The 26,364-nt window shown below is 66.8% G+C and carries 27 protein-coding genes; 21 read left to right on the top strand and 6 right to left on the bottom strand.

Annotated elements, in window-relative coordinates; translation table 11 throughout:
- Window positions 1-208 precede the first annotated feature (208 nt).
- On the top strand, window positions 209-928 hold the full coding sequence (hda, locus tag BMZ02_RS05275; RefSeq protein WP_171909823.1) for a DnaA regulatory inactivator Hda: 720 nt from the start codon (window positions 209-211) through the stop codon (window positions 926-928).
- A gap of 15 nt (window positions 929-943) precedes the next feature.
- On the opposite strand, the gene BMZ02_RS05270 is transcribed toward hda, so the two are convergent.
- Together BMZ02_RS05270 and wrbA are read right to left on the bottom strand one after the other, a co-directional pair.
- Window positions 944-1,294, bottom strand: a complete 351-nt coding sequence (locus BMZ02_RS05270) for a DUF2069 domain-containing protein (protein ID WP_171909822.1) — start codon at window positions 1,292-1,294, stop codon at window positions 944-946.
- The gene (gene wrbA / locus BMZ02_RS05265; RefSeq protein WP_091640611.1) at window positions 1,291-1,893 is read right to left on the bottom strand and encodes an NAD(P)H:quinone oxidoreductase; all 603 of its coding nucleotides are present in this window, start codon (window positions 1,891-1,893) and stop codon (window positions 1,291-1,293) included. The genes BMZ02_RS05270 and wrbA overlap by 4 nt, the downstream gene beginning before the upstream one ends.
- 155 nt (window positions 1,894-2,048) lie before the next feature.
- Here wrbA and BMZ02_RS05260 point away from each other — a divergent pair, with 155 nt between their 5' ends.
- The 4 genes from BMZ02_RS05260 to BMZ02_RS05245 all read left to right on the top strand — a co-directional run bounded on the left by BMZ02_RS05260 (window position 2,049) and on the right by BMZ02_RS05245 (window position 4,647).
- Window positions 2,049-3,392 carry a virulence factor BrkB family protein gene (locus tag BMZ02_RS05260; protein WP_091640609.1) on the top strand — a complete coding sequence of 448 codons (1,344 nt, stop codon included), beginning with the start codon at window positions 2,049-2,051 and terminating at the stop codon, window positions 3,390-3,392.
- Window positions 3,393-3,415: 23 nt separating this feature from the next.
- A complete protein-coding gene (locus BMZ02_RS05255; RefSeq protein ID WP_091640607.1) occupies window positions 3,416-3,688 on the top strand; it encodes an acylphosphatase in 273 nt (90 codons plus the stop codon).
- Window positions 3,689-3,915: 227 nt separating this feature from the next.
- Entirely contained in the window at window positions 3,916-4,245 is a 330-nt protein-coding gene (locus BMZ02_RS05250; RefSeq protein WP_091640605.1) for a c-type cytochrome, read from the top strand.
- A gap of 54 nt (window positions 4,246-4,299) precedes the next feature.
- Window positions 4,300-4,647, top strand: coding sequence for a c-type cytochrome (locus BMZ02_RS05245; RefSeq protein WP_245753950.1), 348 nt, complete (start codon window positions 4,300-4,302; stop codon window positions 4,645-4,647).
- A 59-nt stretch (window positions 4,648-4,706) separates the two neighbouring features.
- On the opposite strand, the gene BMZ02_RS05240 is transcribed toward BMZ02_RS05245, so the two are convergent.
- Complete coding sequence (locus BMZ02_RS05240) at window positions 4,707-6,047, bottom strand: sigma-54-dependent transcriptional regulator (protein ID WP_245753949.1); 1,341 nt, start codon at window positions 6,045-6,047, stop codon at window positions 4,707-4,709.
- Window positions 6,048-6,394: 347 nt separating this feature from the next.
- On the opposite strand from BMZ02_RS05240, the gene mobA reads away from it, so the two are divergent.
- Entirely contained in the window at window positions 6,395-7,021 is a 627-nt protein-coding gene (gene mobA, locus BMZ02_RS05235; RefSeq protein ID WP_216110704.1) for a molybdenum cofactor guanylyltransferase MobA, read from the top strand.
- Window positions 7,022-7,067: 46 nt separating this feature from the next.
- The gene (locus BMZ02_RS05230) at window positions 7,068-9,461 is read left to right on the top strand and encodes a tetratricopeptide repeat protein (RefSeq protein WP_091640601.1); all 2,394 of its coding nucleotides are present in this window, start codon (window positions 7,068-7,070) and stop codon (window positions 9,459-9,461) included.
- On the opposite strand, the gene yqeC is transcribed toward BMZ02_RS05230, so the two are convergent.
- Together yqeC and BMZ02_RS05220 are read right to left on the bottom strand one after the other, a co-directional pair.
- Window positions 9,462-10,217, bottom strand: coding sequence for a selenium cofactor biosynthesis protein YqeC (gene yqeC, locus BMZ02_RS05225; RefSeq protein WP_091640599.1), 756 nt, complete (start codon window positions 10,215-10,217; stop codon window positions 9,462-9,464).
- A complete protein-coding gene (locus tag BMZ02_RS05220; protein ID WP_245753948.1) occupies window positions 10,214-11,269 on the bottom strand; it encodes a WD40/YVTN/BNR-like repeat-containing protein in 1,056 nt (351 codons plus the stop codon). The genes yqeC and BMZ02_RS05220 overlap by 4 nt, the downstream gene beginning before the upstream one ends.
- Before the next feature lie 169 nt (window positions 11,270-11,438).
- Here BMZ02_RS05220 and BMZ02_RS05215 point away from each other — a divergent pair, with 169 nt between their 5' ends.
- Window positions 11,439-11,837: a M67 family metallopeptidase gene (locus BMZ02_RS05215; RefSeq protein WP_091640596.1), complete on the top strand. Its 399-nt coding sequence runs from the start codon at window positions 11,439-11,441 to the stop codon at window positions 11,835-11,837.
- Entirely contained in the window at window positions 11,837-13,282 is a 1,446-nt protein-coding gene (gene moeB / locus BMZ02_RS05210; protein ID WP_091641798.1) for a molybdopterin-synthase adenylyltransferase MoeB, read from the top strand. The genes BMZ02_RS05215 and moeB overlap by 1 nt, the downstream gene beginning before the upstream one ends.
- Here the strand turns inward: moeB and moeA are convergent, their stop codons facing one another.
- Complete coding sequence (moeA, locus tag BMZ02_RS05205) at window positions 13,283-14,560, bottom strand: molybdopterin molybdotransferase MoeA (protein WP_091640594.1); 1,278 nt, start codon at window positions 14,558-14,560, stop codon at window positions 13,283-13,285.
- A gap of 61 nt (window positions 14,561-14,621) precedes the next feature.
- Here moeA and BMZ02_RS05200 point away from each other — a divergent pair, with 61 nt between their 5' ends.
- The 12 genes from BMZ02_RS05200 (at window position 14,622) to BMZ02_RS05150 (ending at window position 26,304) form a co-directional block, all read left to right on the top strand.
- Entirely contained in the window at window positions 14,622-14,834 is a 213-nt protein-coding gene (locus BMZ02_RS05200) for a DUF6494 family protein (RefSeq protein ID WP_091640592.1), read from the top strand.
- Window positions 14,835-15,121: 287 nt separating this feature from the next.
- Window positions 15,122-15,622 carry a DUF3305 domain-containing protein gene (locus tag BMZ02_RS05195; protein ID WP_171909821.1) on the top strand — a complete coding sequence of 167 codons (501 nt, stop codon included), beginning with the start codon at window positions 15,122-15,124 and terminating at the stop codon, window positions 15,620-15,622.
- Window positions 15,619-16,200 carry a DUF3306 domain-containing protein gene (locus BMZ02_RS05190; RefSeq protein ID WP_091640589.1) on the top strand — a complete coding sequence of 194 codons (582 nt, stop codon included), beginning with the start codon at window positions 15,619-15,621 and terminating at the stop codon, window positions 16,198-16,200. Before BMZ02_RS05195 ends, BMZ02_RS05190 begins: the two co-directional genes overlap by 4 nt.
- On the top strand, window positions 16,193-17,896 hold the full coding sequence (locus BMZ02_RS05185) for a 4Fe-4S binding protein (protein ID WP_171909820.1): 1,704 nt from the start codon (window positions 16,193-16,195) through the stop codon (window positions 17,894-17,896). The genes BMZ02_RS05190 and BMZ02_RS05185 overlap by 8 nt, the downstream gene beginning before the upstream one ends.
- A gap of 10 nt (window positions 17,897-17,906) precedes the next feature.
- The gene (locus BMZ02_RS05180; RefSeq protein WP_091640586.1) at window positions 17,907-18,530 is read left to right on the top strand and encodes a TorD/DmsD family molecular chaperone; all 624 of its coding nucleotides are present in this window, start codon (window positions 17,907-17,909) and stop codon (window positions 18,528-18,530) included.
- Between the two features lie 74 nt (window positions 18,531-18,604).
- Entirely contained in the window at window positions 18,605-18,820 is a 216-nt protein-coding gene (locus tag BMZ02_RS05175) for a twin-arginine translocation signal domain-containing protein (protein ID WP_091640584.1), read from the top strand.
- Between the two features lie 55 nt (window positions 18,821-18,875).
- On the top strand, window positions 18,876-21,755 hold the full coding sequence (locus tag BMZ02_RS05170; RefSeq protein WP_091640583.1) for a formate dehydrogenase subunit alpha: 2,880 nt from the start codon (window positions 18,876-18,878) through the stop codon (window positions 21,753-21,755).
- Between the two features lie 26 nt (window positions 21,756-21,781).
- Window positions 21,782-22,372 carry a formate dehydrogenase FDH3 subunit beta gene (fdh3B, locus tag BMZ02_RS05165; protein ID WP_091640581.1) on the top strand — a complete coding sequence of 197 codons (591 nt, stop codon included), beginning with the start codon at window positions 21,782-21,784 and terminating at the stop codon, window positions 22,370-22,372.
- A gap of 82 nt (window positions 22,373-22,454) precedes the next feature.
- On the top strand, window positions 22,455-22,649 hold the full coding sequence (locus BMZ02_RS18735) for a hypothetical protein (RefSeq protein ID WP_139209147.1): 195 nt from the start codon (window positions 22,455-22,457) through the stop codon (window positions 22,647-22,649).
- Window positions 22,650-22,664: 15 nt separating this feature from the next.
- Window positions 22,665-23,780 carry a formate dehydrogenase subunit gamma gene (locus tag BMZ02_RS05160; RefSeq protein WP_091640579.1) on the top strand — a complete coding sequence of 372 codons (1,116 nt, stop codon included), beginning with the start codon at window positions 22,665-22,667 and terminating at the stop codon, window positions 23,778-23,780.
- Window positions 23,781-23,859: 79 nt separating this feature from the next.
- Window positions 23,860-24,354, top strand: a complete 495-nt coding sequence (locus BMZ02_RS05155) for a DUF6505 family protein (RefSeq protein WP_091640577.1) — start codon at window positions 23,860-23,862, stop codon at window positions 24,352-24,354.
- Window positions 24,355-24,501: 147 nt separating this feature from the next.
- Window positions 24,502-26,304, top strand: a complete 1,803-nt coding sequence (locus BMZ02_RS05150; protein WP_091641796.1) for a PHA/PHB synthase family protein — start codon at window positions 24,502-24,504, stop codon at window positions 26,302-26,304.
- Window positions 26,305-26,364 lie beyond the last annotated feature (60 nt).

Raw genomic sequence — 26,364 nt, 5'->3', positions numbered from 1 at the left:
ACGCGGGCAACACGCGGTGACTGGCCGCCCGGATTGCACCGGAGTCTACGCATGGACGGCGGCGGTTGAAACCGTCGTCCGGTGGCGCCGCCGTTGATGGCGAGGGCGCCGCCGTGCGGGAAGGGACGCCGGCGGGGTCGCGGGAAGTGGCTGCCACGGCGTAGAATCGCTGCGGAAACACCCCGGGATTCGTGCGTTGGAGAGCCGCATGGCGCAGTTGCCGCCCCTGAAATCCACCCAGCTCCCGCTCGGCATCCGCTGGAACGATGCCGCCAGCCTTGAGAGCTTCCACCCGGGCGCCAACGCCCAGGCGCTCGCGGCCGTGCAGCGCCTGCTCGCCGGGGAGGAGCAGTGCGTGTATCTGCACGGCGGTTCCGGTACCGGCAAGAGCCATCTGCTGCAGGCCGCCAGCCGGGCACTCGGAGATCGGGGGCGCCCGGTGGCCTATCTGCCGATGGGGCAGGGCCTGCCGTTGTCTCCCGAGGTGCTGGACGGTATGGAGAGCCTGGCCCTGGTCGCGCTGGATGATCTGGATGTCATTGCCGGTGAACCGGCCTGGGAAGAACCCGTCTTCCACGCCTTCAATCGCCTGCGCGACGGCGGTGTCAGCATTCTCATCAGCGCGGGCGACCGTCCCGAGGCGGCGGGTTTCCGGTTGCCGGACCTGGTGTCCCGGCTGCAGTGGGGGCTGCTGGAGCGCCTGCGCCCGATGGACGATGACGACAAGCTGGCCGCGCTGCGTCACCGTGCCGGATTGCGTGGCCTGGATCTGTCGCCGGAGGTGGGGCGTTATCTCATGCGCCGTCAGCCCCGTGACACCGCGTCGCTGTTTCAGTTGCTGGAGACGCTGGACCAGGCGGCCCTGGCCGAGCAGCGTCGCCTGACGGTGCCGTTCGTGCGCGAGATCCTGGCTGACGGGCAGGCGTGAACGGTCCGGGTGGCGCTACTGCGCCCGCGACAGCCGGACGTAGGTCACGCAGCCGGTGAACAGGGCCAGGCTGAGCACGATCTCCAGCCCCGCCAGCCACCCGGTGATGCCAGGGGTGGTTACGTAGGCGACACCGTGGATGAAATACCCCATGGAGACGAGACTGGTCCAGGCACAGGTGTAGTGCCGGCCGTAGAGAATTCCCCGTACGCCCGCGGCCAGGGGGCCGACCCCGAGCAGGACCAGTGGTGCCACCAGCGCCGGGTTCGGTGGCGCAAGCCAGGTCAGCCAGCTCAGCAACAGGGCGATCAGCCCGAGCTGGGCGACGATCGCGGTGCGGTGCGCCAGGCGGGGCAGCGCGCTCATGCCCGCCCCCGCCGCAGTGCCGTGGCGGTCTCCGCCAGCCGTTGTCCCATGGCGCGGCATAGTGTCTCCTCGTCCTCGCTGTGTGGTTGGGAGCCGTCGCCACCGGCCACGTGACTGGGGCCGTAAGGCGTTCCTCCCGAGCGCGTCGTGGCCAGCTCCGGCTGCGTGTAGGGAAGCCCCGTCAGTAGCATGCCGTGGTGCAGCAGGGGCATCATCATGGTGAGCAGTGTGGTTTCCTGGCCGCCGTGGAGCGAGCCGGTGGAGGTGAACGCCGCTGCCGGCTTGCCCGCCAGCGCCCCGCTCAGCCACAGCCCCGAGGTGCCGTCGAGGAAATGCTTCAGGGGTGCCGCCATGTTGCCGAACCGGGTCGGGCTGCCCAGCGCAAGGCCGTCACACTGTTCCAGGTCATCCAGGGTGGCATAGGGCGGGCCGGATGCCGGGATCGGCGGGTCCGCCGCTTCCGTGGTGACCGAGACCGGTGCAACCGTGCGCACCACCGCGCTGGCGCCGTCCACCGTCTCAACGCCGCGCGCGATCTGCTCGGCCATGTGCCGGGTGGCGCCGTGGCGGCTGTAATACAGGACGAGAATGCGGATCATGGCTCTCCCGGTGGTGCTGCGGGCAACGCTGGACAATCGAAGGTCGCATTGTAGGGCAGAGGCAGCCGCGGCTGAAGGCTGCATCGGGCATGACGCCGTGACACGATGGTGTCACAGTGGCCGGGAGCCCGCTGAGCCGGGCGGCGAGGACAGGCATGAAGGTAATGGCGCGCGTCCCTGATCGACAGCAGTTGGTGCACCTGAGCGTCAATGGCGCCCGGGAGGCCGTTGGCTTCCTGCGCCATGTCGCGGACCGCTTCGTGCAGGATGGCTGTCTCAACAGCGCCGGTACACTTGCCTACACGACGCTGTTGTCCATCGTGCCCCTGTTTGCGGTCATTTTCTCCGTGATGACGGCTTTCCCCGTGTTCGAGGAGTTCAGCGGCCGGATGCAGGACTGGCTGTTCCAGAATCTGGTGCCGGCGTCCGGTGCCATGGTGCAGGACTACATCCAGCAGTTCGCCAGCCGCGCGGCGGGCCTCACGGCCGCCGGGCTGATCGGTATCACGGTCGCCGCCATTCTCATGATGTCGGCCATCGACAAGGCCATGAACCGTATCTGGCGGGTTGGCAAGCGCCGCCCGCCGGTGCAGAGCTTCATGGTGTACTGGACGGTCATTACGGTGGGGCCGTTTCTGGTCGCCAGCTCCCTGGTGCTGTCGTCCTACCTGATCGCCCTGGCGGAGTTCACCGACGTGGCCGACGGCGGCTCCCTGCAGCAGCGGCTGCTCGCAATCACGCCGTTCGTCGGTGTCGTGCTCGCGTTCACGTTCCTCTATGCCGCCGTGCCCAACCGGCGTGTTCCGGTATGGCACGCGGTCACGGGCGCCGTGGTCGCCGCCGTTCTGTTCGAGGTCGCCAAGTACGGGTTCGCGGCCTTCGTCACCACCGTGCCCACCTACGAGGCCATTTACGGCACCCTGGCGGCGCTGCCGATCTTTCTGATCTGGATCTATGTCTGCTGGGTCGTGGTGCTGTTCGGGGCGGAGTTCACCCAGGCCATGGCCGGCTACCGTCAGGGGCGCCGCGGTTCGCTCTCGGATCCGCGCCTGGCGCTGGTGCTGGCGGTACGGCTCACCGGCGACTTCTGGCACGCCCAGCAGCAGGGCCGCGGCCTGACGCTGCAGGATCTGCTGGAGCGCGAGCCCGACGCCGACGAATCCGCGGTGTCCGAGGCGCTGAAAGCCCTGGAGCACGCCCGGGTGGTGCGGCGCACGGAAGAGGGGAGCTGGGTGCTTGCCCGTGATCCGTCCAGCTATACGCTGCTCGATCTGTATCGCAGCTACCCGTTCGTGCTCGCGGACGTGCCGACGCGGTTGCGCGACCGCGACGCCTGGAATCGGGCGTTATCGCACACCCTGGCCGAGGCGATCGGGCGGATCGAGGCGATTCTCGACCAGCCCGTGCGCAACCTGTTCGAGGCCGGTTCCGCGCCCCGCGGGGAGCACGATGACGATGACCATCCACCGGACCGGGTTGCCGGTGGCAGTAGCGGATAGTCAGCAATAACGAGGGAGGGGGTATGACGCAAAAGTGTCTGCTTGGTCACGTCTCCGGACGCGTCCAGGGCGTATTCTTCCGGGGCAGTGCGCAGGAAGAGGCGCGCAGGCTGGGGTTGCGGGGCTACGCCATGAATCTGCCCGACGGGCGGGTACAGATCCTCGTCAGTGGCCCGGAGGCGGACGTGGACGCGTTTCAGGACTGGGTGGCGCACGGCCCGCCCCACGCCAGGGTGGATCACGTGGCCTGGGAGGTCAGCCGGGACGAGCCGCCCGCCGGTTTTCAGGTGCGTTAGCCGGAGCCACCTGCGCCGTGTCCGTGCGGCTGTTTTTCCGCGTTGTCCCGGCTGCAGGTAGCGATCCCAGGTTGGTCTCGGACGTCGGTGACGCTATCATCTGCCATTGCACAACCTTTACGGTCGGGACGATCCGTGGAACCATACGCGCTGTTTTGCGGGTCGCAATCCCCGGGCGCGTGCGTCCTGGTCGACCACTGGATCAAGATTCAGCAAGAGAGCACCCAATGAGATTGAAGACCTTGTTCCCCGGGCTGGCGCTCGCCGCCCTGGCTGGAGTTGGCACCGCCCAGGCGGATGATGAAGCGGGCGACCCGGTGCGGGGTGAGCGCCTGGCTGACACGTGCATGGGGTGCCATGCAGTTGAAGGGGCGCGTAATGCCTACCCGTCCTACCGCGTTCCGAAACTGGGCGGGCAGTTCGAAGAATACCTGGTGATCGCCCTGGAAGCGTATCGGGACGGCGACCGGGAGCATCCCACCATGAACGCACAGGCGCGTGGCTTCAGTGATCAGGAGTTGCGCGACATGGCGGCGTTCTTCGCGCAGGAACGCTGATTCGACAGCGGTTGCCGGTCCTCAGTCAGGTTTGCAGCAGGAAGTCATAAAACGATGATGAAATACAGTTCACTTACCGCAATCGGCGCCCTTTCGCTGATGATGTCCGTGCCCGCCCTGGCCATTGACCGCGGCGACCCCTCCGCTGGCGAGCAGCTCGCTGAGGACCTGTGCATTTCCTGCCACGCGGTGGACGGTTCCCAGAGTAACCCGGAGTGGCCGAAGTTGAGCGGTCAGTACGCGGACTACCTCTTCCGCTCCCTGCAGCAGTACCAGGACGGCACGCGCGAGAACGCCATCATGCAGGGTCAGGTGGAAGGTCTCTCCACCCAGGATCTTCGCGACCTGGCGTCGTACTATTCGCGGCTGGACGGCGATCTGTACGTGCCGCGGAAGCGCTGAGCACACGCCGCCGCGCCCGTCGTGGGTCATGGATGACGCCCACGGCGGCGTGATCCCGCCTACAGGGATGTATTGTCCGCCTGGTTCCAGGCTTTGACCTTCCGCTCCAGTGTCTTCCGCGATACCCCGAGCCGTCGTGCTGCCTCGGACTTGTTGCCGGTGGTGGTGCGCAGCACCTTCAGAATGTGCTGTTTCTCCACCTCCTCCAGCGGCATGTCGGCGGGGAAGCCGTAGTCACTGTCGCCGTCCCCGAGCGAGAGGGGCGCGTCCACCTGCTGCTGGGTGAGGCACTCCGCAGGTGTCCGCCCCAGCAGCATCGCCCGCTCGATCAGATTCTTCAGTTCGCGCACGTTGCCGGGCCACGGGTGCTGGGCAAGATGTTCCATGTCAGCACTGGTAAACCGGGGAGCGGGCAGTGCCAGCTCCTCGGCCAGCGTGTCGGCAAACTGGTGCGCGAGATAGGGGATGTCCTCCGGGCGTTCCCGCAGTGGCGGCAGTCGCAGCCCCAGGACATTGAGGCGGTAGTAGAGGTCTTCCCGGAAGTGTCCGGCAGCCACTTCGTCCGCCATGCTGCGATTGGTCGCCGTGACGATGCGCGCATCAACGGCGATCTCACGCTCCGACCCCACCGGGCGGATGGTCCGCTCTTCCAGTACCCGGAGCAGCTTGGCCTGCATGGCCAGCGGCATCTCGCAGATTTCGTCCAGGAACAGCGTGCCACCGTTGGCGTGAATGAACAGCCCCTCGCGGGACTGTGTCGCCCCGGTGAATGCACCCTTCACGTGGCCGAACAGTTCACTCTCCAGGAGCTCCGGCGAGATGGATCCGCAGTTCACCGGCACGAATGCGCCGCGCCGCCCGCTGAAGTGGTGGAGGCAGCGTGCGGCGACCTCCTTGCCGGTGCCGGATTCCCCCTCCAGCAGCACCGTGGTACCGCGGCTGGCAACGCGCTGAATCAGCCCCATGAGGCTGCGCATGGCCTCGCTGTGGCCGACGATACCTTCCAGCCCTCGGGGCAGATCCACGTGCGCCGGTGACGCCGTCGCAGCCTCCAGGCTGTGCTCCACCGCCGTGAGGATCTGATCCAGTGAAAACGGTTTGGGGACGAAGCGAACGCCGGATAATTCCGCGGCTTCCCGGGTCTCCATGACCTCCGGATACGCTGTCATCATCACGATGGGGGTGTTGATATCCGATTCGCGTAGCGCACGGGCCCAGTCCAGGCCGGAGCGATCCGGCATGCGGACGTCGATGATCAGCACGTCGTAGTGGCGCTGCCTGCGGAGCGCCTCGGCCTGCTCGACCGTCTCGGCCACATCCACCGACGCACAGTGCTTCGCCAGGGCAAAGCGCATGAAGTCCCGGATGTTCAGCTCGTCATCCACGACAAGCGCTGCCAACTGTTGCTGCGTACTCCGCGTTCCCTGCGAGCTCGCGTCCGAAACCACCTGGTTCACGGATTCATTCACGCGTCAGCCCCTTTGGGTCAATCAAAAGCGACGTATTCTGACAACTGGGTGAGAGGGCGTCCAACGGGCACCTCTCCCGGGGAGTGTGCCGGTGGGTCCGTCTCGCTGGTCATCATGGTGCGACTCAATGGACCAATTCAGCTCGCTCATGGTTCATTATGACCCATGACGCCATTGGTGCGTCAAATGTACTTGTTCCGGCCGTCGGTTCCCGACGCTGCCGCGGGAGCGCTCGCTGCTGCTATGATGCGACCCTGTGCGGCATGCAGGACAGTACCATGACACGACCTGAAACTAACACTGTTACGGGCGTTGTTCTGGCGGGCGGCCGGGCCACGCGCATGAACGGCACCGACAAGGGGCTGATCGAGGTCGCCGGCGAGCCGATGGTGGACCACGTCATCAGGCGACTGCGGCCGCAGGTGGCGACGCTGGTCATCAACGCCAATCGCAGTCATGCGATCTATGCCGCCCGTGGCTGGCCGGTGGTGGCGGATGGTTTCGGGGAGTTCGCCGGCCCCCTGGCGGGCATGGCGGCCGGGCTGGGCGCCGCGGAGACCGACTGGGTGGTGACGGTGCCCTGCGATTCGCCGCTTGTTCCGGCGGAGCTGGTCACCAGGCTTGGTCAGGCGGTCATCGACACCGGTGCCGACGCCGCCGTGGCGACCGGGGCGGGCAGGATGCAGCCCGTGTTCGCGATGCTGCCGCGCCGGCTGCTACCCGACCTGGAGTCCTTCCTGGGTGAGGGGGGGCGAAAGATCGACCGGTGGTACGCGCAGCACGCCGTGGCCGAAGTGGCGTTCGATGACTGCGATGGTGCGTTTCTGAACGTGAATACACCGGAAGACCGTGACCGGCTGGAAGCGCGGCTCGAAGGCCGAACGCAGTCAACGGCCGATCCCTGACGGCCCCTTTAATCCTCCACAAGAACAGACAGAGGCCTCCGGATTCATGCGAGACCAGCACAAGCCGAGCGACAGCGATCCGCGCGCGGATGCGGACCACGCCGACTATGCCGAAGCACAGGCCGAGGCATCGGTAAGCCGCGACGCGATCCGCCGGTTGAACCGGCATGCGGCGCAGACCGCGGCACCTCTGATCGTCACCGGTGCAGGGACGACCGCGCTGCTGGCACAGTGGGCGCTTGCCCGCGTGCGCAAGCACCCCGGCGACGCCTGCTTCACCCATTTCGTGGGGTGCACCGGCGAGAGCCGGCGCACGGATCGACTGCTTGAGCGGCTGCTGGTGTGGCTGCGCGCCCGTGCGGGCACGCCCGACCCGCTGCCGGTGGACGCGGACGCCCGCCGCGAGGTGTTGCCGAACTGGCTGGCACGGGCAGCAGCGCGGGGGCGGCTGGTGATCGTGCTTGATGCCGTGGACGCGCTGGAGGATGACGATGCCGGTGCCGCGCTGGAGTGGTTGCCGGCCCATCTACCGCCGAACGTGCGCATGATCGCCGGTGCCACCACCGACGGGGCGGTTGCCGAGCAGTTGCGGCACCGCGGATGGCAGGTCGAGGCACTTGCCGGGGATGACCATGCCACCCTTGAGCCGGTGCCGGTGGAGCGGTTTCCGGCGGCGGCACTGCGGCTGCTCTGGGCGAGCCGGTGCGGCGTCACCGCGGAAGAGCTGGCGGCGGCCGGGCATGATGCCGCTGCCCTGGGCGACCTGGTGTGTTCGCTCGGTGACCGGTTGACCCTCGCAGGGCCGCGCATCCGGGACGCCGTTCAGCGTCGGCTGTTGGCGGATGGCGCCGAACGTCAGGCTGCCCATGCGGCCCTGGCGGAGCTTGTGCAGCGGGTCGGAAGCGCGAGCCGGCGACTGCAGGAAGTGCCCTGGCAGTGGACCGCGGCCCGGCATTGGGAAGAGCTGGCTACAGAGCTCGCTGCTCCGGACACGCTGGTGGCGCTGCTCGATCAGCCGGACCGGCTCGACCTGTTCCGGTACTGGTCCGCATGGGGCGACGCGGACACCATCGCCAGCTGGTATGCCGAGCGGATCCCGGACTGGCGGGGCCGGCTGGACCGCGATGCGTTCGCGGGGCTGCTGCTCGGCCTGGCGTCGGCTCTCCGTGACATGGGCGCCACGGACGCCCTGCAGCCCCATCTGGATGCGCTCGAGGCGGAGTTCGATCAGCTCCCGGTCCAGCTGCAGGCGCGCGCCCTGGCCGTGCGCGGAGGCTGGTTTACGGATCGTGGCGACCACGAGGCGGCCGAGGCGCCGCTGCGCCGGGCGCTGGCGCTTCGCCAGGAGGCTTGTGGACCCGACCACCCGGAGACGCGCACCAGTCGTCACCAGTTGGCGATCTGGCACGAGGAGCGCGGTGAGCTGCAGCAGGCCGTGGCGTTGTATCGGGAGGCGCTGCAGCAGCGCGAGCGGACCCTGGGCGAGCGTGATCCGGGTTTGATTCCGTATCTCACCAACCTGGGTGCGGTCTACAAGGCCATGGACGACATCGCCGCGGCCAAGCCGTGGTACCGGCGTGCACTGGACATTGCCGAACGGCAGCACGGCAACAGCCACCCCACCACGGCCGCCTGTCTCGACAATCTCGCCGGTGTTGTCTACGCGGAGCATGACTTCGATCAGGCCGAGACGCTCTACCAGCGCGCCCTCGGCATTGCCGAGACGGTGTTCGGCACCATGCACGCCGCCACCGCCGCTGCGGCCCACAACCTGGGGGCAGTCATGGACGCGCGGGAAGACTTCCGTACCGCCGAGATGCTGTTCCAGCGCGCTCTGGATATCCGCGAGGAGCTGTTCGGCGCGGAACACGTGGACACCGCCTCCACGCTCCACAACCTGGCCGGCGTCAAGGACGCCATGGGGCGGTATACGGACGCCGAGCCGCTGTACCGCAAGGCGATCGCCAACTGGGAGGCACTGGTGGGGGAGCAGCACCCGGCCACGGCCACCAGCGTGAACAACCTGGCGGACCTGCTGCGGGAGACGGGCCAGTACGACGAAGCCGAACAGCTCTATCGCCGCAATCTGGAGACGTGGGGATCGCTGATGGGCGGTGACCACCCCCATACGTTGATGACCCTCTGCGAGCTGGCCGGGCTGTTCGCAGACCGGCAGCGCTACCAGGAAGCCGAACCCATGTTGCGGGATGCCGTGGAGCGGACCGCCCAGGTGCTGGGGCGGGACAATATGGACCACATCAACGCGGTGACCCGCCTGGCGGCGCTGTACCGGGATACCGGGCGCCGCGATGACGCGCGCCAGCTGCTCAAGCAGGCAGTGCTCTCGGTGGAGGGGACACTGGGCATGATGTCACCGCGGGTGCAGAAACTGCGGCGGCACCTGGAGGCCCTGGACGTGGACCCGGACCGGCTGCACTAGCTACCGGCGCCGGATCACGTCCACCAGCAGGCCCGGCGCCTTGAGGCTGGTCAGCACCACCCGGTCGAATCGGTCGCTGCCGTCGAGAATGTGGTGGGCCGTGACTTCCGCCGCCTCACGCGCCACGCCGGTGTCGACCATGTTCAGCACTGGCACCGGCGTCGCCGACCCCGTGCCCTGCAGCAGCCCGTGCGGGTGCGTGTAGAGCCGCGCCATGGCCGCCGGCGTCAGCAGTTGATCTTCCGCCAGCCCGGTGATGGCCAGGACCTGGTCCAGACGGTGGGCGATCCGGGCGTTCACCGGGCGCGCCAGCGCGTGCACCGAGCCCACCAGCAGCGCCGTATCCGCACAGGCCGGGATGCGCGGCTCGTCGTCGCGGGGGGCCTTGATGAGGCGCATGCGGGCGCCATCCGCCTTCACCGCGGTCAGCCCGAAGCCACCGTCCGCGTGGATGCCCGCCAGGGTTTCCGCTGACACGCCCGCAAGCCGGCCGGCCTTGTCCGTGGGCTGGGCGTAGAGAATGCGGGAGGCGCCATGCTGCGGTACGGACGCCCGGAGCTGCGTCTCGTCGTCCACCACCACAGTGGCCTCCAGCCGGGGCGGAGGCTGGTAGGTGAACACCGTGGTGGTCATGGCCGTGCGGCCCGGGTAGTACTGGAGCAGGTGGTACAGCAGCGTCTTCTTGCCGCCGGCGCCCACGGCGCAGACGATGCCGTCGCGGATGCCCAGTGCCTCCAGCAGCGGTTCGATGTTCATGCCAGGGCCTCCTCCGGGATCACGGCCGCCTTCACCGAGAGGATCCGCGGCAGGAAACCTTCCAGCAGCCGCCAGCTCCCGCCGCGATCACGACTGATGAACAGGTGGCCGCTGGAGGTCCCCATGTAGACGCCGCACTCCGGCAGGTCATCCACGTCCATGGCGTCGCGCAGCACCGAGACGTAGGCGTGGTCCTGCGGCAGCCCGTGCGTCAGCTCTGCCCACGTGCGGCCGCCGTCGCCGGTGCGGTAGACGCGCAGCCGGCCGTCCACCGTGGTGCGCAGGTGATTGCTGTCGATGGGCACCACGTACAGCACATCGGGATCGTCGGCCTCGGTCACCGCGGCATAGCCGAAGTCGCTGGGCAGTCCGGCGGTGATCTCCGTCCAGGTGTCTCCCGCGTCGTCGCTGCGGTAGACGCCGTTGTAACACTGCCGGTACAGCCGCTCCGGGTTGCGCGGGTGAACCACCAGGCGGTGGATGTTGTGGCCGGTCTCCGGGGCGGCCTGGGGCAGGTGCTCCGCGCGCACGCCGCGGTTGATGGGTGTCCAGTGATGGCCGTCGTCGTCGCTGCGGAACGCACCGCCCGCCGATACGGCTGCGAACAGCCGTCGTGGCCGGGTCGGCAGGGCGTGGATGGAGTGCAGCGAGAAGCCGCCCTTGGCGGGCTCCCAGGTGCGGCGCGTGGGATGGTGGTTCAGCCCCTCGACGGCCTGCCAGGCGTCGCCGCGGTCGTGGCTGACGAACAGCCCGGCGGGGTCGATACCGGCGTACAGTGTCTGCGGCGCGGCGGTGTTGCCCGGCGCCAGATACCAGATGGCGTTCAGCGCCGAGTCAAACGTGCCGGAGGGGTGGCTCGGCGGCGCCGCGGTGGGCGACCAGGTCGCGCCGGCGTCGTCGGTGCGGTACACGTGGGCGCCCCAGACCAGATGCTTGGCGGCGGCATAGCCGCGCCGCGGGTCGCGGGGGTCGAGCCAGGCGTGGAGAATCTCGTAGCCTGCGATCAGCGGCCCGTCCATGCGCCATGTCTCCCGGTTGCGATCACTGGTCACGCGGAACAGTCCCTTCTGGGTTCCCACCAGAAGGACGACGCGAGTGGCTGTGGACGGGGAAGGCTGGTGCATCGGGCTCCTCGGTGACGGTATGGATGACGTATCGAACCGGGCTGTATTGCACCAGAAAAGTGGATTGCCGGCGATCACGAACTGATACGATATCCGCATGAGTAAGACCGAAGTGACGCCTGCGCTGCGCGAGGAGCTCATCGACGCGTCCCGCCGGGCGCTGCCGGAAGAGGCGTGCGGTATTCTGCTCGGGCGACACGGTGTGGTCCGGGAGATCGTGGGAATGACCAACCAGGCGCGACGGCCACTGGACCAGTTTGCCCTGGATCCGCTGGAGTACATGCACGCGGAACGCGACGCCGGGCAGCGGGGCCTTGATGTGCTTGGTGTCTGGCACAGTCACCCGGATGGCCGTGCGGAGCCGTCCGAGAGTGACCGCCGGGCAGCCTGGGCCGGCTGGTTGTACGTGATTGTCGGATCGCCCGGTGACGCGCACGCCGAGATCCGTGGCTGGCGCCTCAATGGCAGCCGGTTCGAAGAGGAGGTGTTGTGCTGATGCCCGTTGTCACCGTGCGTATCCCCACCCCGCTGCGTGGCCATGTGGAGGGTCGGCCGGAGGTGACCCTGGAAGGGCAGACCGTTGGTGATGTGCTCAACCGCCTCGCCACGGACTACCCGGCGCTGGGGCAGCGCCTGCTCACCCCTGAGGGGCGTGTGCGCACCTATGTGAACGTGTTCGTGGGCGAGCACAACATGACCGCGCTGGACGGCTGGCAGACACCGGTGAGCGAAGGGCAGGTGGTGTCGGTCCTGCCCGCGGTCGCCGGGGGCGCGGGCCGGGCCCGGGATCGGCGCCTGGAGCGGCTGCGCGAGAGCGTGGACGAACTTGAACCCCGGCAGGCGCACACCATGCTGGCCGGGGGTGCGGCGCTGATCGACGTGCGCGAGCCCGACGAGGTCGCCGAGGGCAGCCCCGACGGGGCGCTTCGCCTCGGCCGAGGGTATCTCGAGCTGCGCGTCGAGGACGAGATCCCCGACCTGGACCGGCCGGTGATGGTGATGTGCGGAGGAGGGACGCGCTCGCTGTTCGCTGCCGAAGATCTCCAGCGCCTGGGCTATACCCGGGTCTATTCCGTTGCCGGGGGCTTCAACCAGTGGAAGAACGAGGGCCTGCCGTTCAGCATCCCGCGCATGCTGGATGCCGACGCCCGCGCGCGCTACTCCCGCCACCTGCTGATGCCGGAAGTGGGCGAGGCCGGGCAGGCGCGTCTGCTGGACAGCAAGGTGCTGCTGGTGGGGGCCGGTGGGCTCGGATCGCCGGCCGCGCTCTACCTGGCGGCCGCTGGTGTGGGCACCATCGGCATCGTCGATCACGATGTGGTCGACCGCAGCAATCTGCAGCGACAGGTCATCCACAGCGAGGAACGGGTAGGCCTCTCCAAGGTCGAGTCCGCCCGCGAGGCCATCCGCCACCTGAACAGCTCGGTGACGGTGGTCGGGCACGAGGCGCATCTCGAGTCCGGTAACGTGGAGGACCTGTTCAGCGGCTACGACGTCATCGTCGATGGCACTGACAACTTCCCCTCGCGCTATCTCATCAATGACGCCTGCGTGAAGCTTGGCCTCCCCAACGTGCACGGGGCGGTGTATCGGTTCGAAGGTCAGGTGACCGTCTTCTGGCCGGGTCGGCCGGACGCGCCTGGCCCCTGTTACCGCTGCCTGTTCCCGGAGCCGCCACCGCCCGAGCTGGCGCCATCGTGTGCGGAAGCCGGCGTGCTCGGGGTGCTGCCCGGCGTGGTCGGCCTGATGCAGTCGGTGGAGACCATCAAGCTGCTGCTCGGCATCGGCGAGCCGCTGGTGGGGCGGTTACTGCACTACGACGCCCTGGCTGCCCGCTTTCATGAGCTGCGGGTGGAACGGGACACCGGCTGTGCCTACTGTGGCGACGGTGTACAGTTCCCCGGCTACGTTGACTACCAGGCCTTCTGCACCGGCAGCTGATCACCCCATGACGCCGTGGAATGGCTGCACGTCGACCATGGTGCCGGCGGCCACGTCTCCGCTGTCGTGGGGCAGCACGATGAAGCAGTCCGCCAGGCTGACCGAGCGCAGGATGCCGGAGCCCTGGCTGCCCGTGGTGGTGACCACCAGCTCCCCGGCGTCGTCGCGCCGCAGGATGCCGCGCTGGAATTCGGTGCGCCCGGGCCGCTTGCGCAGGGCCGTGGCCGTGCGCACCCGGAAGGTCGTGGGCGGCTCGGGATCTTCACCCATCATGCGGCGCAGTGCCGGCTGCACGAACTGGTACCAGGTCGCCACCACCGACACCGGGTTGCCGGGCAGGCCGAAGAAGCGTGCGTTGCCGATGGTGCCGAAGGCCAGTGGCCGGCCGGGGCGCATGGCGATTTTCCAGAACCCCACCTGGCCCAGGCGGTTCATGATGTCCTTGACGAAATCGGCTTCGCCGACCGAGACCCCGCCCGAGGTGATGACGGCATCGGCAAAGGAGGCCGCGTCGGCGAAGGCCTGCTCCATGGCGTCCGGGTCATCGGCGATCACGCCCATGTCCGTGGCCTCAGCGCCGAGCGCCTGGAGCGCCGCATACAGGGTGTACCGGTTGCTGTCGTAGATCTGGCCGGGGTCGAGTGACGACCCCGCCGTGCGCAGCTCGTCGCCCGTGGAGAAGAAGGCCACGCGCAGCCGCCGGTAGACCGGAACCTCCACCAGCCCGAGGCTGCCGAGCATGCCCAGTTCCGCGGTGCCGATCCGCTGGCCTGCGGCCAGCACCGTCTCGCCCCGGCGCAGGTCCTCACCCGCCGGGCGTACGTTCTGTCCCGCGGTCTCGCCGGCTGCGATCACGACCTGATCGGCGTCGCGACGGACATTCTCCTGCATCACCACGGTGTCCGCTCCGGCGGGCATGGGCGCCCCGGTCATGATCCGCACGCAGTCCCCCGCCTGCAGGCTACCGTCCAGCGTGTGGCCGGCCATGACCGTGCCGATGCAGCGCAGCGTGGCCGAGCCCTCACTCGGGATGTCACCGCCCCGCAGGGCGTAACCGTCCATGGCCGCGTTGTCGTGGGCCGGCACGTCGATGTCGGAGGTCACCGGCTCCGCCAGCACCCGGCCCAGTGCCAGCCGCGTGCTGACCCGTTCCACACCCGCTACCGGAGCGAGATCGGTACGGATGCGCTCCCACGCTGCGGAGACCGGCAGCGACTGGGGGTCGTGGTCGCTCCGGCAGGAGGGGTCGTCTTGGATGGGGTTGTCGCTTTCAGTCATGATGCCCACGTCATTGCGGTTGGTGTTGGCCGGTCAGGCCCTGAACAGTAAGGAGCGAACGATGAATGATGATGCCCTGAATATGCAGATTCGCAAATGCCTCAAACAGTTTGGCGTGACCTCGCAGCAGGAAATCGAACGATCCCTGGGGGCCGCGCTGGAGAGCGGGGCCCTGAAAGGAAACGAGAAGCTGCCCGTACGCATGACCCTGGAGGTGGACGGGCTGGATATCAGCCACACCGTCAGCGGGGAGCTGGATCTCGACGCCGAGTAGGCGCCGGCCGTGTTGTGGGGCGTTGTGATAAAACGACGCATTGGTGCGGCGCCGCATGGTGCATTGTGTCCCGGTGCGCGCCGTACCGGATGTTCGGCCCGGCCCGGGCTGCCCGGCTCTCCCGCAAAAAACCCTTGGGTTTAGCGGGACAACGGGCCGAAGGACGGGCCGCATCGCTGCAGAAGGCCTGTGGCACCGATCTTGCTACTGTTGCCGTAGACGTCAACGTGAGGTGGCCGGTGCAGGCAGGATCCACGAAGCACAATGAGGGTTGGGGTGATGACGCAGTGCTCCCTGCTGCCGTCATCATCGCCCAGGCGGCCTCCGGACGCGCGGAGGCCAACGGCGTTGTCGTGGGCAAGCGATTTGCCACGGAGCGACGCCAGTCCACCTGCATCCGCTCCGCGGAGGAGGGCAGCCTCTACATGTGGTCCGGCTACCACCTGCAGCTGCGCAAGGCGCAGGCGGAGGCGTATTACCTGAATATCCGTGGTGATTCGCCCTCCGTCTTCGTGGTGGGGCGCAACGGTGCGGACGGCTTCGTGCCGGAGCGCCTGACGGTCAGTCTGGACGAGGCGCAGAACCTGGACGCCACGGAGCTGCGCGATGCCGGCGAGACCGTGATGCGCGTGGCCATGCCCGCCGAAGTCTATCGCTGGGTGGAAGGGTTCGTGCTCAAGCACTACGAGCCGCGCCGCAAGGGTGGCAAGGGCCGTGGCAAGAAGCGCAGCAAGGCGCTTTACGATGCCGAGGTGGGTGACCAGGCCGACACGGGAGGGCAGACGTGAGCGAGCGGGAGCAGCAGACCGCCGATACCGGCTTTTTCGATCGCTGGTCGCGCCGCAAGGCGGGGCGGCGGCAAGGGGAGGTCCTGCCTGATGAGCCGGAGCAGCCGCAGGCCGAGGCCGCCGTTGACACGGAAGAGGTCGAGGAGGCGCCGGTGCGGATCGATGAGCGCACCGGCAAGCCCTACGATGAACTGACCGATGACGACATGCCGCCGCTGGAATCGCTGACACCGGACTCCGACGTGAGCATGTTCATGGCGCGGAACATCAGCCCCGAGCTGCGCCGCAAGGCGCTGCGGACGCTGTTCCGTTCGCCGAAGTTCAACAAGATCTCCCTGTGCGCGGAGTACGCCGAGGACTACACCACCTGGACGCCCATGGGCGACGTGGTGCCGCACGACTGGAAGCGCGCGATCGCGCGCGAGGCGGAGCGGGCGCGCCAGAAACTGGCCGATGCCATGGGTGACGACATGCAGGCCGCCGACGATGGTGTCGAGCTGGCTGACGCGGACCGGACGGCCGGCGGCACCGCGACGGGTGCCGACGGCCACGAGCCGACCACGAGGACCGATGACTGATTATCTGAACGTATACGCCGACATGGCCTTGCCCGCTTCCGGGGCCGCGCGTGACGCGGCGCTGCAGGCGGGCGCCGTCGTTGAAGTGGGCGCAACATCGCTTGTGGGCTATCGCTCGGCAGGCCACCTGCTGCTCATCGGGGCGGAGCTGGACGCGCTGGAGTGTGCGGCGCGCCTGCGTGAGTCCCTCACGTGCACGATCATGGCGACCCGCGCCCATGAGGGTGAGCTGCCCGGGGAGGCCGCAGCGGCGCGTGCGGATCAGCGGCGTGTGACGGTGCTCTACGGCCAGCCGGCCAGCGTCGGTGGTCATCTCGGGCACTTTGATGCGTTGCTGGAGACACCGCGCGGCGAGGCCCTGCGCGCGGCGGATCTCAACGGCGATGACCACCCCTGGTTTGATCTGGTGCTCGATCTCCGGCGTGAGCCCGCGCTGCAGATGGACCTGCCGCCGTTCGGCTATTACGCCCCTGCCGGCGATGCGGAGGCCCTGGAGCGGGCGCTTGCCGAGATCCCGGAGATGACCGGCGAGTTCGAGAAGCCGAAATTCTTCAACTACAGCCCCGATATCTGTGCCCACGGCGATAGCGGCCTGACCGGGTGCACGCGCTGCCTGGATGCCTGCCCCGCGGACGCCATTACCTCCATCGGCGAGATCATCGAGGTGGACCCCTACCTCTGCCAGGGAGGCGGCACCTGTGCCACGGCGTGCCCGACCGGCGCCATCATCTACGCCTACCCGGGGCCGAAAGACATGGCCGCCCGGGTCAAGGCGATGCTGCAGGCGTACAGGGAGGCCGGCGGCGAGCGGCCGGTGCTGCTGTTCCACGATGAGGACGCTGGCGCGGACCGGTTGCACGCAATCGCGGCGGACCTGCCGGATCACGTCATTCCCGTGCGGGTCGCCGAAATCGGCTCCGTGGGCATGGATCTGTGGCTGACGGCGCTGGCCTATGGTGCGGCCGGGGTGGTGTTGCTTGATACCCGGGCCGTGCCGCCCACGGTGCGCGCGGAGGTGGAGCGCCAGCTCGATTATGCCCGCAGCCTGCTGGACGCCATGGAGCTGGGCGGCGACCGGCTCGTGCTGGCACCCGCCGATGACGGTTTTGCCGCAGCGCTTCAGGGTGCCGCGGGCCGGGCGCCAGTGACGCCGGCGGGGTTCGAGACGTTCAACGAGAAGCGCGGCACCCTGCGCCTGGCCATTGATCACCTCTACGGGCAGGCACTGGCACGCCCGCAGGTGACGGCCATGCCCGCCGGTTCGCCGTTCGGGCAGGTCATGGTGGACGCCGACAAGTGCACGTTGTGCATGGCGTGCCCGCAGGTCTGCCCGACGAACGCCCTCACGGATGCCGGCGACAAGCCGCAGCTCAATTTTACCGAGGACCTCTGCGTGCAGTGCGGCCTGTGCCAGACCGCCTGTCCCGAGGACGCCATCACGCTGGAGTCCCGCTTCCTGTTTGACTGGGAGCAGCGCCGCCAGCCGCGCGTGCTCAACGAGGAGCAGCCGTTCGAGTGCGTCAGCTGCGGCAAGCCGTTTGCGACGCCGAGCGTGATCGAGCGCATGACGCAGCGGCTCGAGGGGCATCACATGTTCCAGTCGGAGGCGAATCTCCGGCGCCTGAAGATGTGTGGCGACTGCCGCGTGAAAGACATGTTCGAGACCGAGCAGGGCTCGGGCAATACATTGATGTGAGCGAGTGTTTATGAGCACGACGGAATGGTCAGTACCGGGTGCAGGCGCCGCGACGCGGGAGGATGAGCTCCGTGCCGGGACCTGGACGCTGCTTGGCCGGCTGCTTGCGGCGCCGCCGGACCGGGAGGTCATCGACCTGCTGCGTGGTATCTCCCGCGGCTCCGGAAAGGGCGAGTCCGACAACCTGGCCGCGGCGTGGCAGGCGTTGCGTAAAGCCGCCGAGCGGGTCGGCATCGAGGCGGCCGACCGCGAGTTCCATGACCTTTTCATCGGCGTGGGCGGTGGTGAGATCACCCCGTACGCGTCGTGGTACCAGACCGGCTCGCTCATGGAGCGGCCGCTGGTTGTTCTGCGGCAGGATCTGCAGCAGCTCGGTGTCGAGCGCCAGGAAGGCAACAGCGAGCCGGAGGATCATGCCGCGGCGATCTGCGACGTCATGGCGCTGATCATCAGTGATCCGGACGTCTCGTTCGAATGGCAGAGGGAGCTGTTCCAGAAGCACGTTGAGCCATGGATGGAGACGTTCTTCCGGGATGTGGAGCAGTCCGGGAACGCCGATTTCTACCGTGCCGTGGGGCAGGTGGGGGCCGCGTTCGTGGCGCTTGAGCAGGATTATTTTTCCATGCTGGCCTGACAGCGGGGGCTGGGGTCGGTTCGGTGAACCTTAGGGTCGATGGTATCGACAGGGTATGGCAGGAGGACGCAGACATGAGCATGTCCGATAACGACAAAACCCGTCCGGAACGGCGGCGCTTTCTGAAGACGGTCGTGGCAACCGGTGGTGCCGTGGCGCTGACGGCCGGGGCCGGCCAGGTGCTGGCACACAACCACGAGGGTCCCGAGAAAGAAGAACTCCAGGAAGGGAAGAAGGGCTACCACGAGACCAAGCATATTCGCGATTACTATGCGCGGGCGGATTTCTGAGTCGTGCGGGCAACCGTAACTGCATCGAATTCGTCCCGAGTGGAGGAGTAAGACCATGAAACTGACAAAGAAAAAGGCATCGGCGGCCGGCGCCGCGGCTCCCGGACTGCTCGGCAAGGCGCTGACGCGCCGGGCCTTTCTCCAGGGGTCCGGGCTCGCCGTAGGTGGTGCCGCTGTCGCCGGGATGCTGCCGACGTCCATGATGCGCAAGGCCAAGGCCGCGCGCCGCATCGATCCGGATGCGGAGATCCGCGAAGTGCTCACCGTCTGCGGTCACTGCTCCGTCGGTTGCAGCACCATTGCCGAAGTGCAGAACGGCGTCTGGGTCGGACAGGAGCCGGCGCTGGACAGCCCCATCAATCTGGGCGCGCACTGCGCCAAGGGTGCGGCCCTGCGTAATCACGGCCACAGCACCCGCCGGGTGAAATACCCGATGAAGAAGGTTGCCGGCCGCTGGGAGCGGATCAGCTGGGAAGAGGCCATCGAGGAGATCGGCGACAAGCTGCTGCATATCCGTGATGAGTCCGGCCCGGATTCGCTCTGGTTCGCCGGCTCGTCCAAGGCCAACAACGAGGGCGCCTACCTGCAGCGCAAGTTCGCTGCCTTCTGGGGCTCCAACAACTGTGACCACCAGGCACGCATCTGCCACTCCACCACGGTGGCCGGCGTTGCCAACACCTGGGGTTACGGTGCGCAGACGAACTCCTACAACGACATCCTCAACTCCAAGTGCATCATCATGTGCGGCTCCAACGCCGCCGAAGCCCACCCGGTTGCCATGCAGATGATCCTGCGTGCGAAGGAGCAGGGCTCGAAGATGGTGGTGATGGATCCGCGCTTCACCCGCACCGCGGCGCACGCCGACACCTACGTCCGGTTCCGCTCCGGTACGGACGTGGCGCTGATCTGGGGCATTCTCTACCACGTCTTCGAGAACGAATGGGAAGACACCGAGTACCTGGAGCAGCGCGTCTTCGGCATGGACCGCGTCCGCGAGGAAGTGGCCAAGTGGACGCCGGACCAGGTCGAGCGCGTGACCGGTGTGTCGGAAGAGGGTGTCTACGAAGTGGCCAGGATCATGGCCGAGAATCGCCCCGGCACCTTCGTGTGGTGCATGGGCGGCACGCAGCACACCATCGGCAACAACTATGTCCGCGCCTACAACTGCCTGCAGCTGGCGCTGGGCAACATTGGCGTCGAGGGTGGCGGTGCCAACATCTTCCGCGGTCACGACAACGTCCAGGGCGCCACCGACGTGGGCCCGAACCCGGACAACCTGCCCGGCTACTACCCCATTGCCGAGGGTGGCTGGCAGCACTGGTGCCGGGTCTGGGACGTGGACTACGACTGGCTGAGTGCCCGGTTTGACCAGGACGAGTACGACGATGGCCAGGGTGGCACGGTGAAGCCGATGAACTCCGGCGGCATCACCGTCTCCCGCTGGATCGACGGTGTTCTGGAGGACAAGGACAACATCTCCCAGAAGGACAACATCCGCGCGGTGATGATGTGGGGCCATGCGCCCAACTCCCAGACCCGCGGGCCGGAGATGAAGGAAGCCATGGAGAAGCTGGACCTTCTCGTGGTCATCGATCCGTATCCGACGGTCACCGCCGTGCTGCACGAGCGCTCCGACGACACCTACCTCCTGCCTGCTGCCACGCAGTTCGAGCAGGCCGGGTCGGTGACGGCCTCGAACCGCTCCATCCAGTGGCGCGAACAGGTGATCGAACCGCTGTACGAGCACAAGGCCGACTCCGACATCGCCTACATGCTGGCCAGCAAGCTCGGTTTCGCCGACGAGATGTTCAAGAACATCGAAGTGGCGGACGGGCATGTGAGCCCCGAGAGCGTGCTGCGCGAGATCAACCAGGGCACCTGGTCCATCGGCTACACCGGGCAGAGCCCGGAGCGGCTGAAGGAGCACATGGCCAACCAGCGGTCCTTCGACGTGAAGTCGCTGAAGGCACGGGGCGGCCCCGTGGACGGCGAGACCTACTGCCTGCCGTGGCCCTGCTATGGCACGCCGGAGATGAAGCACCCCGGCACCCACGTGCTCTATGACACCAGCAAGCACGTCATGGATGGTGGCGGTAACTTCCGGGCCAACTTCGGCACCGACTACGAGGGTGAGAACCTGCTCGCGGAAGGGTCGTGGTCCGAGGGCGCGGAGATCGAGGACGGCTACCCCGAGTTCGACTCCGAGCTGCTCAAGCAGCTGGGCTGGTGGGACGATCTCACCGACGAGGAGAAGGAGTACGCCGAGGGCAAGTCCTGGACTACCGACCGCTCCGGCGGGATCATCCGTGTTGCCATGGAGCACGGCTGTCATCCCTTCGGTAACGCCAAGGCCCGTGCCTACGTGTGGAACTTCCCGGACCCGGTGCCGCTGCACCGCGAGCCGCTCTACACGCCGCGGTACGACCTGGTCGAGGACTTCCCGACCTACGAGGACCGCAAGGTGTTCTACCGGCTGCCGACCCGTTTCGAGTCCGTGCAGGCCACCGACTACTCCGACGACTATCCGCTGATTCATACCAGCGGCCGTCTGGTGGAGTACGAAGGTGGCGGTGAGGAGACGCGCTCCAACCCGTGGCTCGCCGAGCTCAAGCAGGACATGTTCGTGGAGATCAACCCGGCTGACGCCAACGATGCGGGGGTCCGCAACGGCCAGATGGTCTGGCTGGAAGGCCCGGAAGGCGGCCGCATCCGCATCAAGGCCCTGGTCACGGATCGCGTCGGTCGCGGCACGGTGTTCACGCCGTTCCACTTCGGCGGGCACTTCCAGGGTGAGGACCTCATCGACCGGTATCCGGAGGGGGCTGCGCCCTACGTCCGTGGTGACTCGACCAACACGGCGACCACCTACGGGTATGACTCGGTCACCATGATGCAGGAAACCAAGACCACCCTTTGCCGCGTGACGCCGGCCTGAGAACGATTTGAGAGGAGAAAGCCGTCATGGCAAGAATGAAATTTCTCTGTGACGCCGAACGCTGCATCGAGTGCCAGGCCTGTGTCACGGCTTGTAAGAATGAGCACGAGGTGCCGTGGGGCGTGAACCGCCGCCGGGTCATCGTCATGAACGATGGCCAGCCCGGCGAAAAGGCCATTTCCGTGGCCTGCATGCATTGTACTGACGCACCCTGTGCGGCGGTCTGTCCGGTGGACTGTTTCTACACCACCGCCGACGGCATCGTGCTGCACGACAAGGACCTGTGCATCGGTTGCGGTTACTGCTTCTACGCGTGCCCGTTCGGCGCGCCGCAGTACCCGCAGCAGACGGCATTCGGGGTGCGCGGCAAGATGGACAAGTGCACCTTCTGCGCAGGCGGCCCCGAAACGGCGCACTCCCAGGAAGAGCTGACCAAGTACGGCACCAACCGTGTCGAGGAAGGCAAGCTTCCGCTGTGTGCCGAGATGTGTGCGACCAAGGCCCTGATCGCGGGGGATGGCAACGTCATTGCGGATATCTACCGCAAGCGTGTCATGACCCGCGGCGGGCGGCCGCAGACGTGGGGCTGGCAGGCTGCCTACGGGCAGGATGTCTGACGGGGTTGAAGCCGGGGCCTGTGCGCGGGCCCCGGCCGATCGGCCGGTGAACAAGAACAGCAAGGCTGGAGAGGAGCATTCCATGATGCCTAGAAAATTCACCCTGTCAGCGACGGCGGCCCTGAGCCTGGCACTGTTGGCGGGTTGTTCCGATGTGACCCTGTACGAACCCGGTGTCTACAAGGGCAGCGGCGACGAGACTGCATCGGAGGAAGCTGCCGAGCGTCGATCAGGGGCTTTGAGAGACCGTGCGCAGTCTGCCCACAGTGACCGCTAGCGCGAGGAGGTCCACATGAGTGAGCACCAGCAAACAGCGGTGCGGGCACGGCGCAGATGGCGCTCCATGATCTGGAGCATCATGGCCATCTTCGTGCTTGCCGTGGCGCTGCCTTCTGCCGGGTATCTCTTTGCGCAGACCACCACGGGCGAGCCCCAGCGGCAGTTCTCTGAGCAAAGCGAAAGCAATCCCCGGTCCGACATGTGGCGTGACGGCCGGCGCGGCGAGGGTGGTTTCACTACCCAGACCGGGCCGTATGTCACCAACCAGATGATGACCAACGTCGGCGAGAATTACCGGCAGATTCGCAGTGGTCCCGTGATCACTGCGGGAGGCTGGTTCCTGGTTCTCGTCTTTCTGGCGATCACCGCCTTCTTCCTGCTCACCGGGCAGAAGAAGATCGAGGGCGGCCGTTCCGGGCAGACCATCGTGCGATGGCAGGCCTACGAGCGGTTCCTGCACTGGTTTACGGCGATCTCCTTCATCCTTCTCGCCATTACCGGCCTGAGTCTGCTGTTCGGCAGGACGGTGCTGATCCCGATTTTCGGGCACCAGGGCTTTGCCGCGTACGCGCAGCTTGCCTACTGGGTCCACAACGTGGTCGGCCCGGTCTTCTCGGTGGGCGTGTTGATGATGATCGTGCTGTGGGTGCGCCACAACATTCCCAACAAGACCGACCTGGAGTGGTTCAAGCAGGGCGGGGGCATTATCGGGAACAAGCACCCGTCGGCGGGCAAGATGAACGGCGGTGAGAAGGTCTGGTTCTGGGGCGGGGTTTTCGCTCTCGGGCTGACCGTGATCATTACCGGCTTCATCGCGCTGTTCCCGAACTGGGGCTTCCAGACCCGGGAGATCATGTCGTGGTCGCTGATCATCCACGCCACGGCGGCGATCCTCTGGATCGGGCTGTTCCTGGGCCATGCCTACATCGGCACTCTGGGTACCGAAGGGGCTCTTGAGGGCATGACCCGCGGGCGCGTCGATACGGCCTGGGCGAAGCAGCACCACGACCTGTGGTATCAGGACGTGCTGGCGTCCGGCGAGAAACCGGTGCCGGAAGAGGAACTCGGGAGCGGCGCCAGGCAGGCTCCACCGGGTGAGTCGAAACCGGCAGGTCAGCAGGGTTCCTGAACCCGGCTGCAGCTGTCCATCGTAGCGGCAGGCGGCTTCCGGGCCGCCTGCCGTTTGTTGTTTGTGAGGGGATGGCCGAATGAAATTCATGCGTGTCGCCCGGCTTGATGACACCGACGAGCACGTCTACGAGAATGCAGCCCGGGTTGGCGAACCCGCGGTGCCCGGCAGTTTCGTCTTTACCTTCTCCGACCGCGACCCGACCCTGTTCGAAGGCAAGGAGAAACAGGCGTTCCGTCATGGATTTCTGGGAACGCGCAGTTTCGGCTGGGCGACCGTCGTGGTGGTCGACGACATCGAGGAGGGCGAGTACAAGAGCGTGATCGAGAGCCTCGCCCACCACTTCGTCAGCGAGTACGGTGCGCCCAGCATGGAGGCGGCGTTGCCTGTCGCCAGACAGGAGGCGGAGTACGCCGCCGGGCTCTGCGAGCATGAGGTCAACACCCTGCTGGCCGTGGAGCGCGCTGCCGACGAGGACGGCATCCACGAGGCCTTCAAGACGGTGCAGCCCCGGGCCGACTGGGAAGGTGAGGGGCAGCCCGTGCGCGTCTGGGATTTCTTCCGCGACGAGTAGTTTTTCGTCCCCAGGACGTTGCGTTTTCGCCCATTCGATCCGACCATGAAGCAGAGGCCTGCACAAGGATGGTTCAGGCCGGTGTTCGGTACCCGACAGGCACGGCCGGTTCCGTTGATCCGGCCCCGACGCAGCGAGGTCACCCGCATGAGTGAGTCACAAGGTCAGTCCTCCCGGATCGATCCCGAGAAACTCTCCCGGTCCATGATGGACGTCGCTGGCAGGAGCCAGGAGCTGGTCAAGGACTTTCTCGCACGTCAGCAGTCGAGCCAGAACATCAGTGGCGACGAAGCCCGCCACATGATGCAGTTGTTCCAGGATTTCTACGCCCGCCTCGTGTCCGATCCGGCAACGCTGGTCCAGGCCCAGATGCAGTTCTGGCAGGACTACATGGCGCTGATGCAGAGCACCGGGCTGCGCATGATGGGGCTGGAGGCTGAGAGCGCCGTGAAGCCCAAGCCGGGGGACAAGCGCTTTCGTGATGCCCGCTGGGAAGAGAATCCGCTGTTCGACTTCATCAAGCAGTCCTATCTGCTGACTGCCGATCATATCCACCACACGGTCGCGGGCGTCGAGGGGCTCGACGACAAGACGCGCCGGAAAGTGGATTTCTATACGCGGCAGTTCGTGAATGCCATGTCGCCGTCGAACTTCGTGGCCACCAACCCGGAGGTGCTGCAGAAGACCATCGACACGGGCGGGCAGAACCTGCTCGATGGCCTGAACAAGCTGCTGGAGGATCTTGAACGCGGCAACGGCGAGCTGAAGATCCGCATGACCCACCCGGAAGCGTTCGAGGTGGGCAAGGATGTGGCCGTCACCCCCGGCAAGGTGGTCTACCAGAACGACCTGATCCAGCTCATTCAGTACGCGCCGGCCACCAAGGAAGTGAGCAAGCGGCCGATCATCATCACGCCGCCGTGGATCAACAAGTACTACATCCTGGATCTGCGACCGGAGAACTCGGTGGTCCGCTGGCTGGTGGAGCAGGGGCACACGGTGTTCATGATCTCCTGGCGCAATCCGTCCCCGGCCCTCGCCAACAAGCGCTTCGATGACTACATGCTCGAAGGTCCGCTGGCGGCCATGGACGTGGTGGAGGAGATTACCGGCGAGTCGGAACTGAACATGGTGGGTTACTGCCTCGGCGGCACGTTGCTCGCGTCGACCCTGGCCTACTGTGCCGAGACGGGCGACAAACGCCCGCAGAGCGCGACCTTCTTCGTGACTCTGCTGGATTTCGAGAGTCCGGGTGATCTGGAGCTGTTCATCGACGAGGAGCAGCTGGAGGTCCTGGAGAAGCAGATGGAGGAGCGCGGTGTGCTCAAGGGCAGCCAGATGGCCACCGCCATGAACATGCTGCGGGACAACGACCTGATCTGGTCGTTCTTCGTCAACAACTACCTGCACGGCCAGGATCCGTTTCCGTTCGACCTGCTGTTCTGGAATCAGGACTCCACCAACATGCCGGCGCGCATGCACTCGTTCTATCTGCGCAACATGTACCTGCGCAACAAACTGCGGGAGCCCGGTGGTATCTCGCTGAATGGCGTGCCCATCGATCTGTCGAAGGTCAAGGTGCCCGCCTATTACATTTCCACCAAGGAAGACCATATCGCGCCGTGGCGGGCCACCTACTCGGGGGCGCGTCTGCTGTCGAGCAACGTGAAGTTCACCCTCGGCATGTCCGGGCATATTGCGGGCGTGGTCAACCCGCCCAGCAAGAACAAGTACGGCTACTGGACCAACCCCAAGAGCGGCAAGCTGCCGGCGTCACCGGATGACTGGATGGAGAAGTCGGCGTTCAACGAAGGCTCGTGGTGGCCGGACTGGAACAACTGGCTTGCCGACAAGAGCGGCGGCAAGGTGGCCGCAAGAAAACCCGGCAGCAAGACGCATCCTCCCATCGAGGATGCGCCGGGGAGCTACGTGCGGGAGCGGCACGACTGATCCGGCCGCGGCCGCCCCGGCGCCGGGACCCGGGTCACCCGGGCCACCCGGGCGCGGGTG

The sequence above is a fragment of the Aquisalimonas asiatica genome, assembly GCF_900110585.1.
Lineage (GTDB): Bacteria > Pseudomonadota > Gammaproteobacteria > Nitrococcales > Aquisalimonadaceae > Aquisalimonas > Aquisalimonas asiatica.
This window is presented reverse-complemented; position numbering and strand designations above follow the sequence as displayed.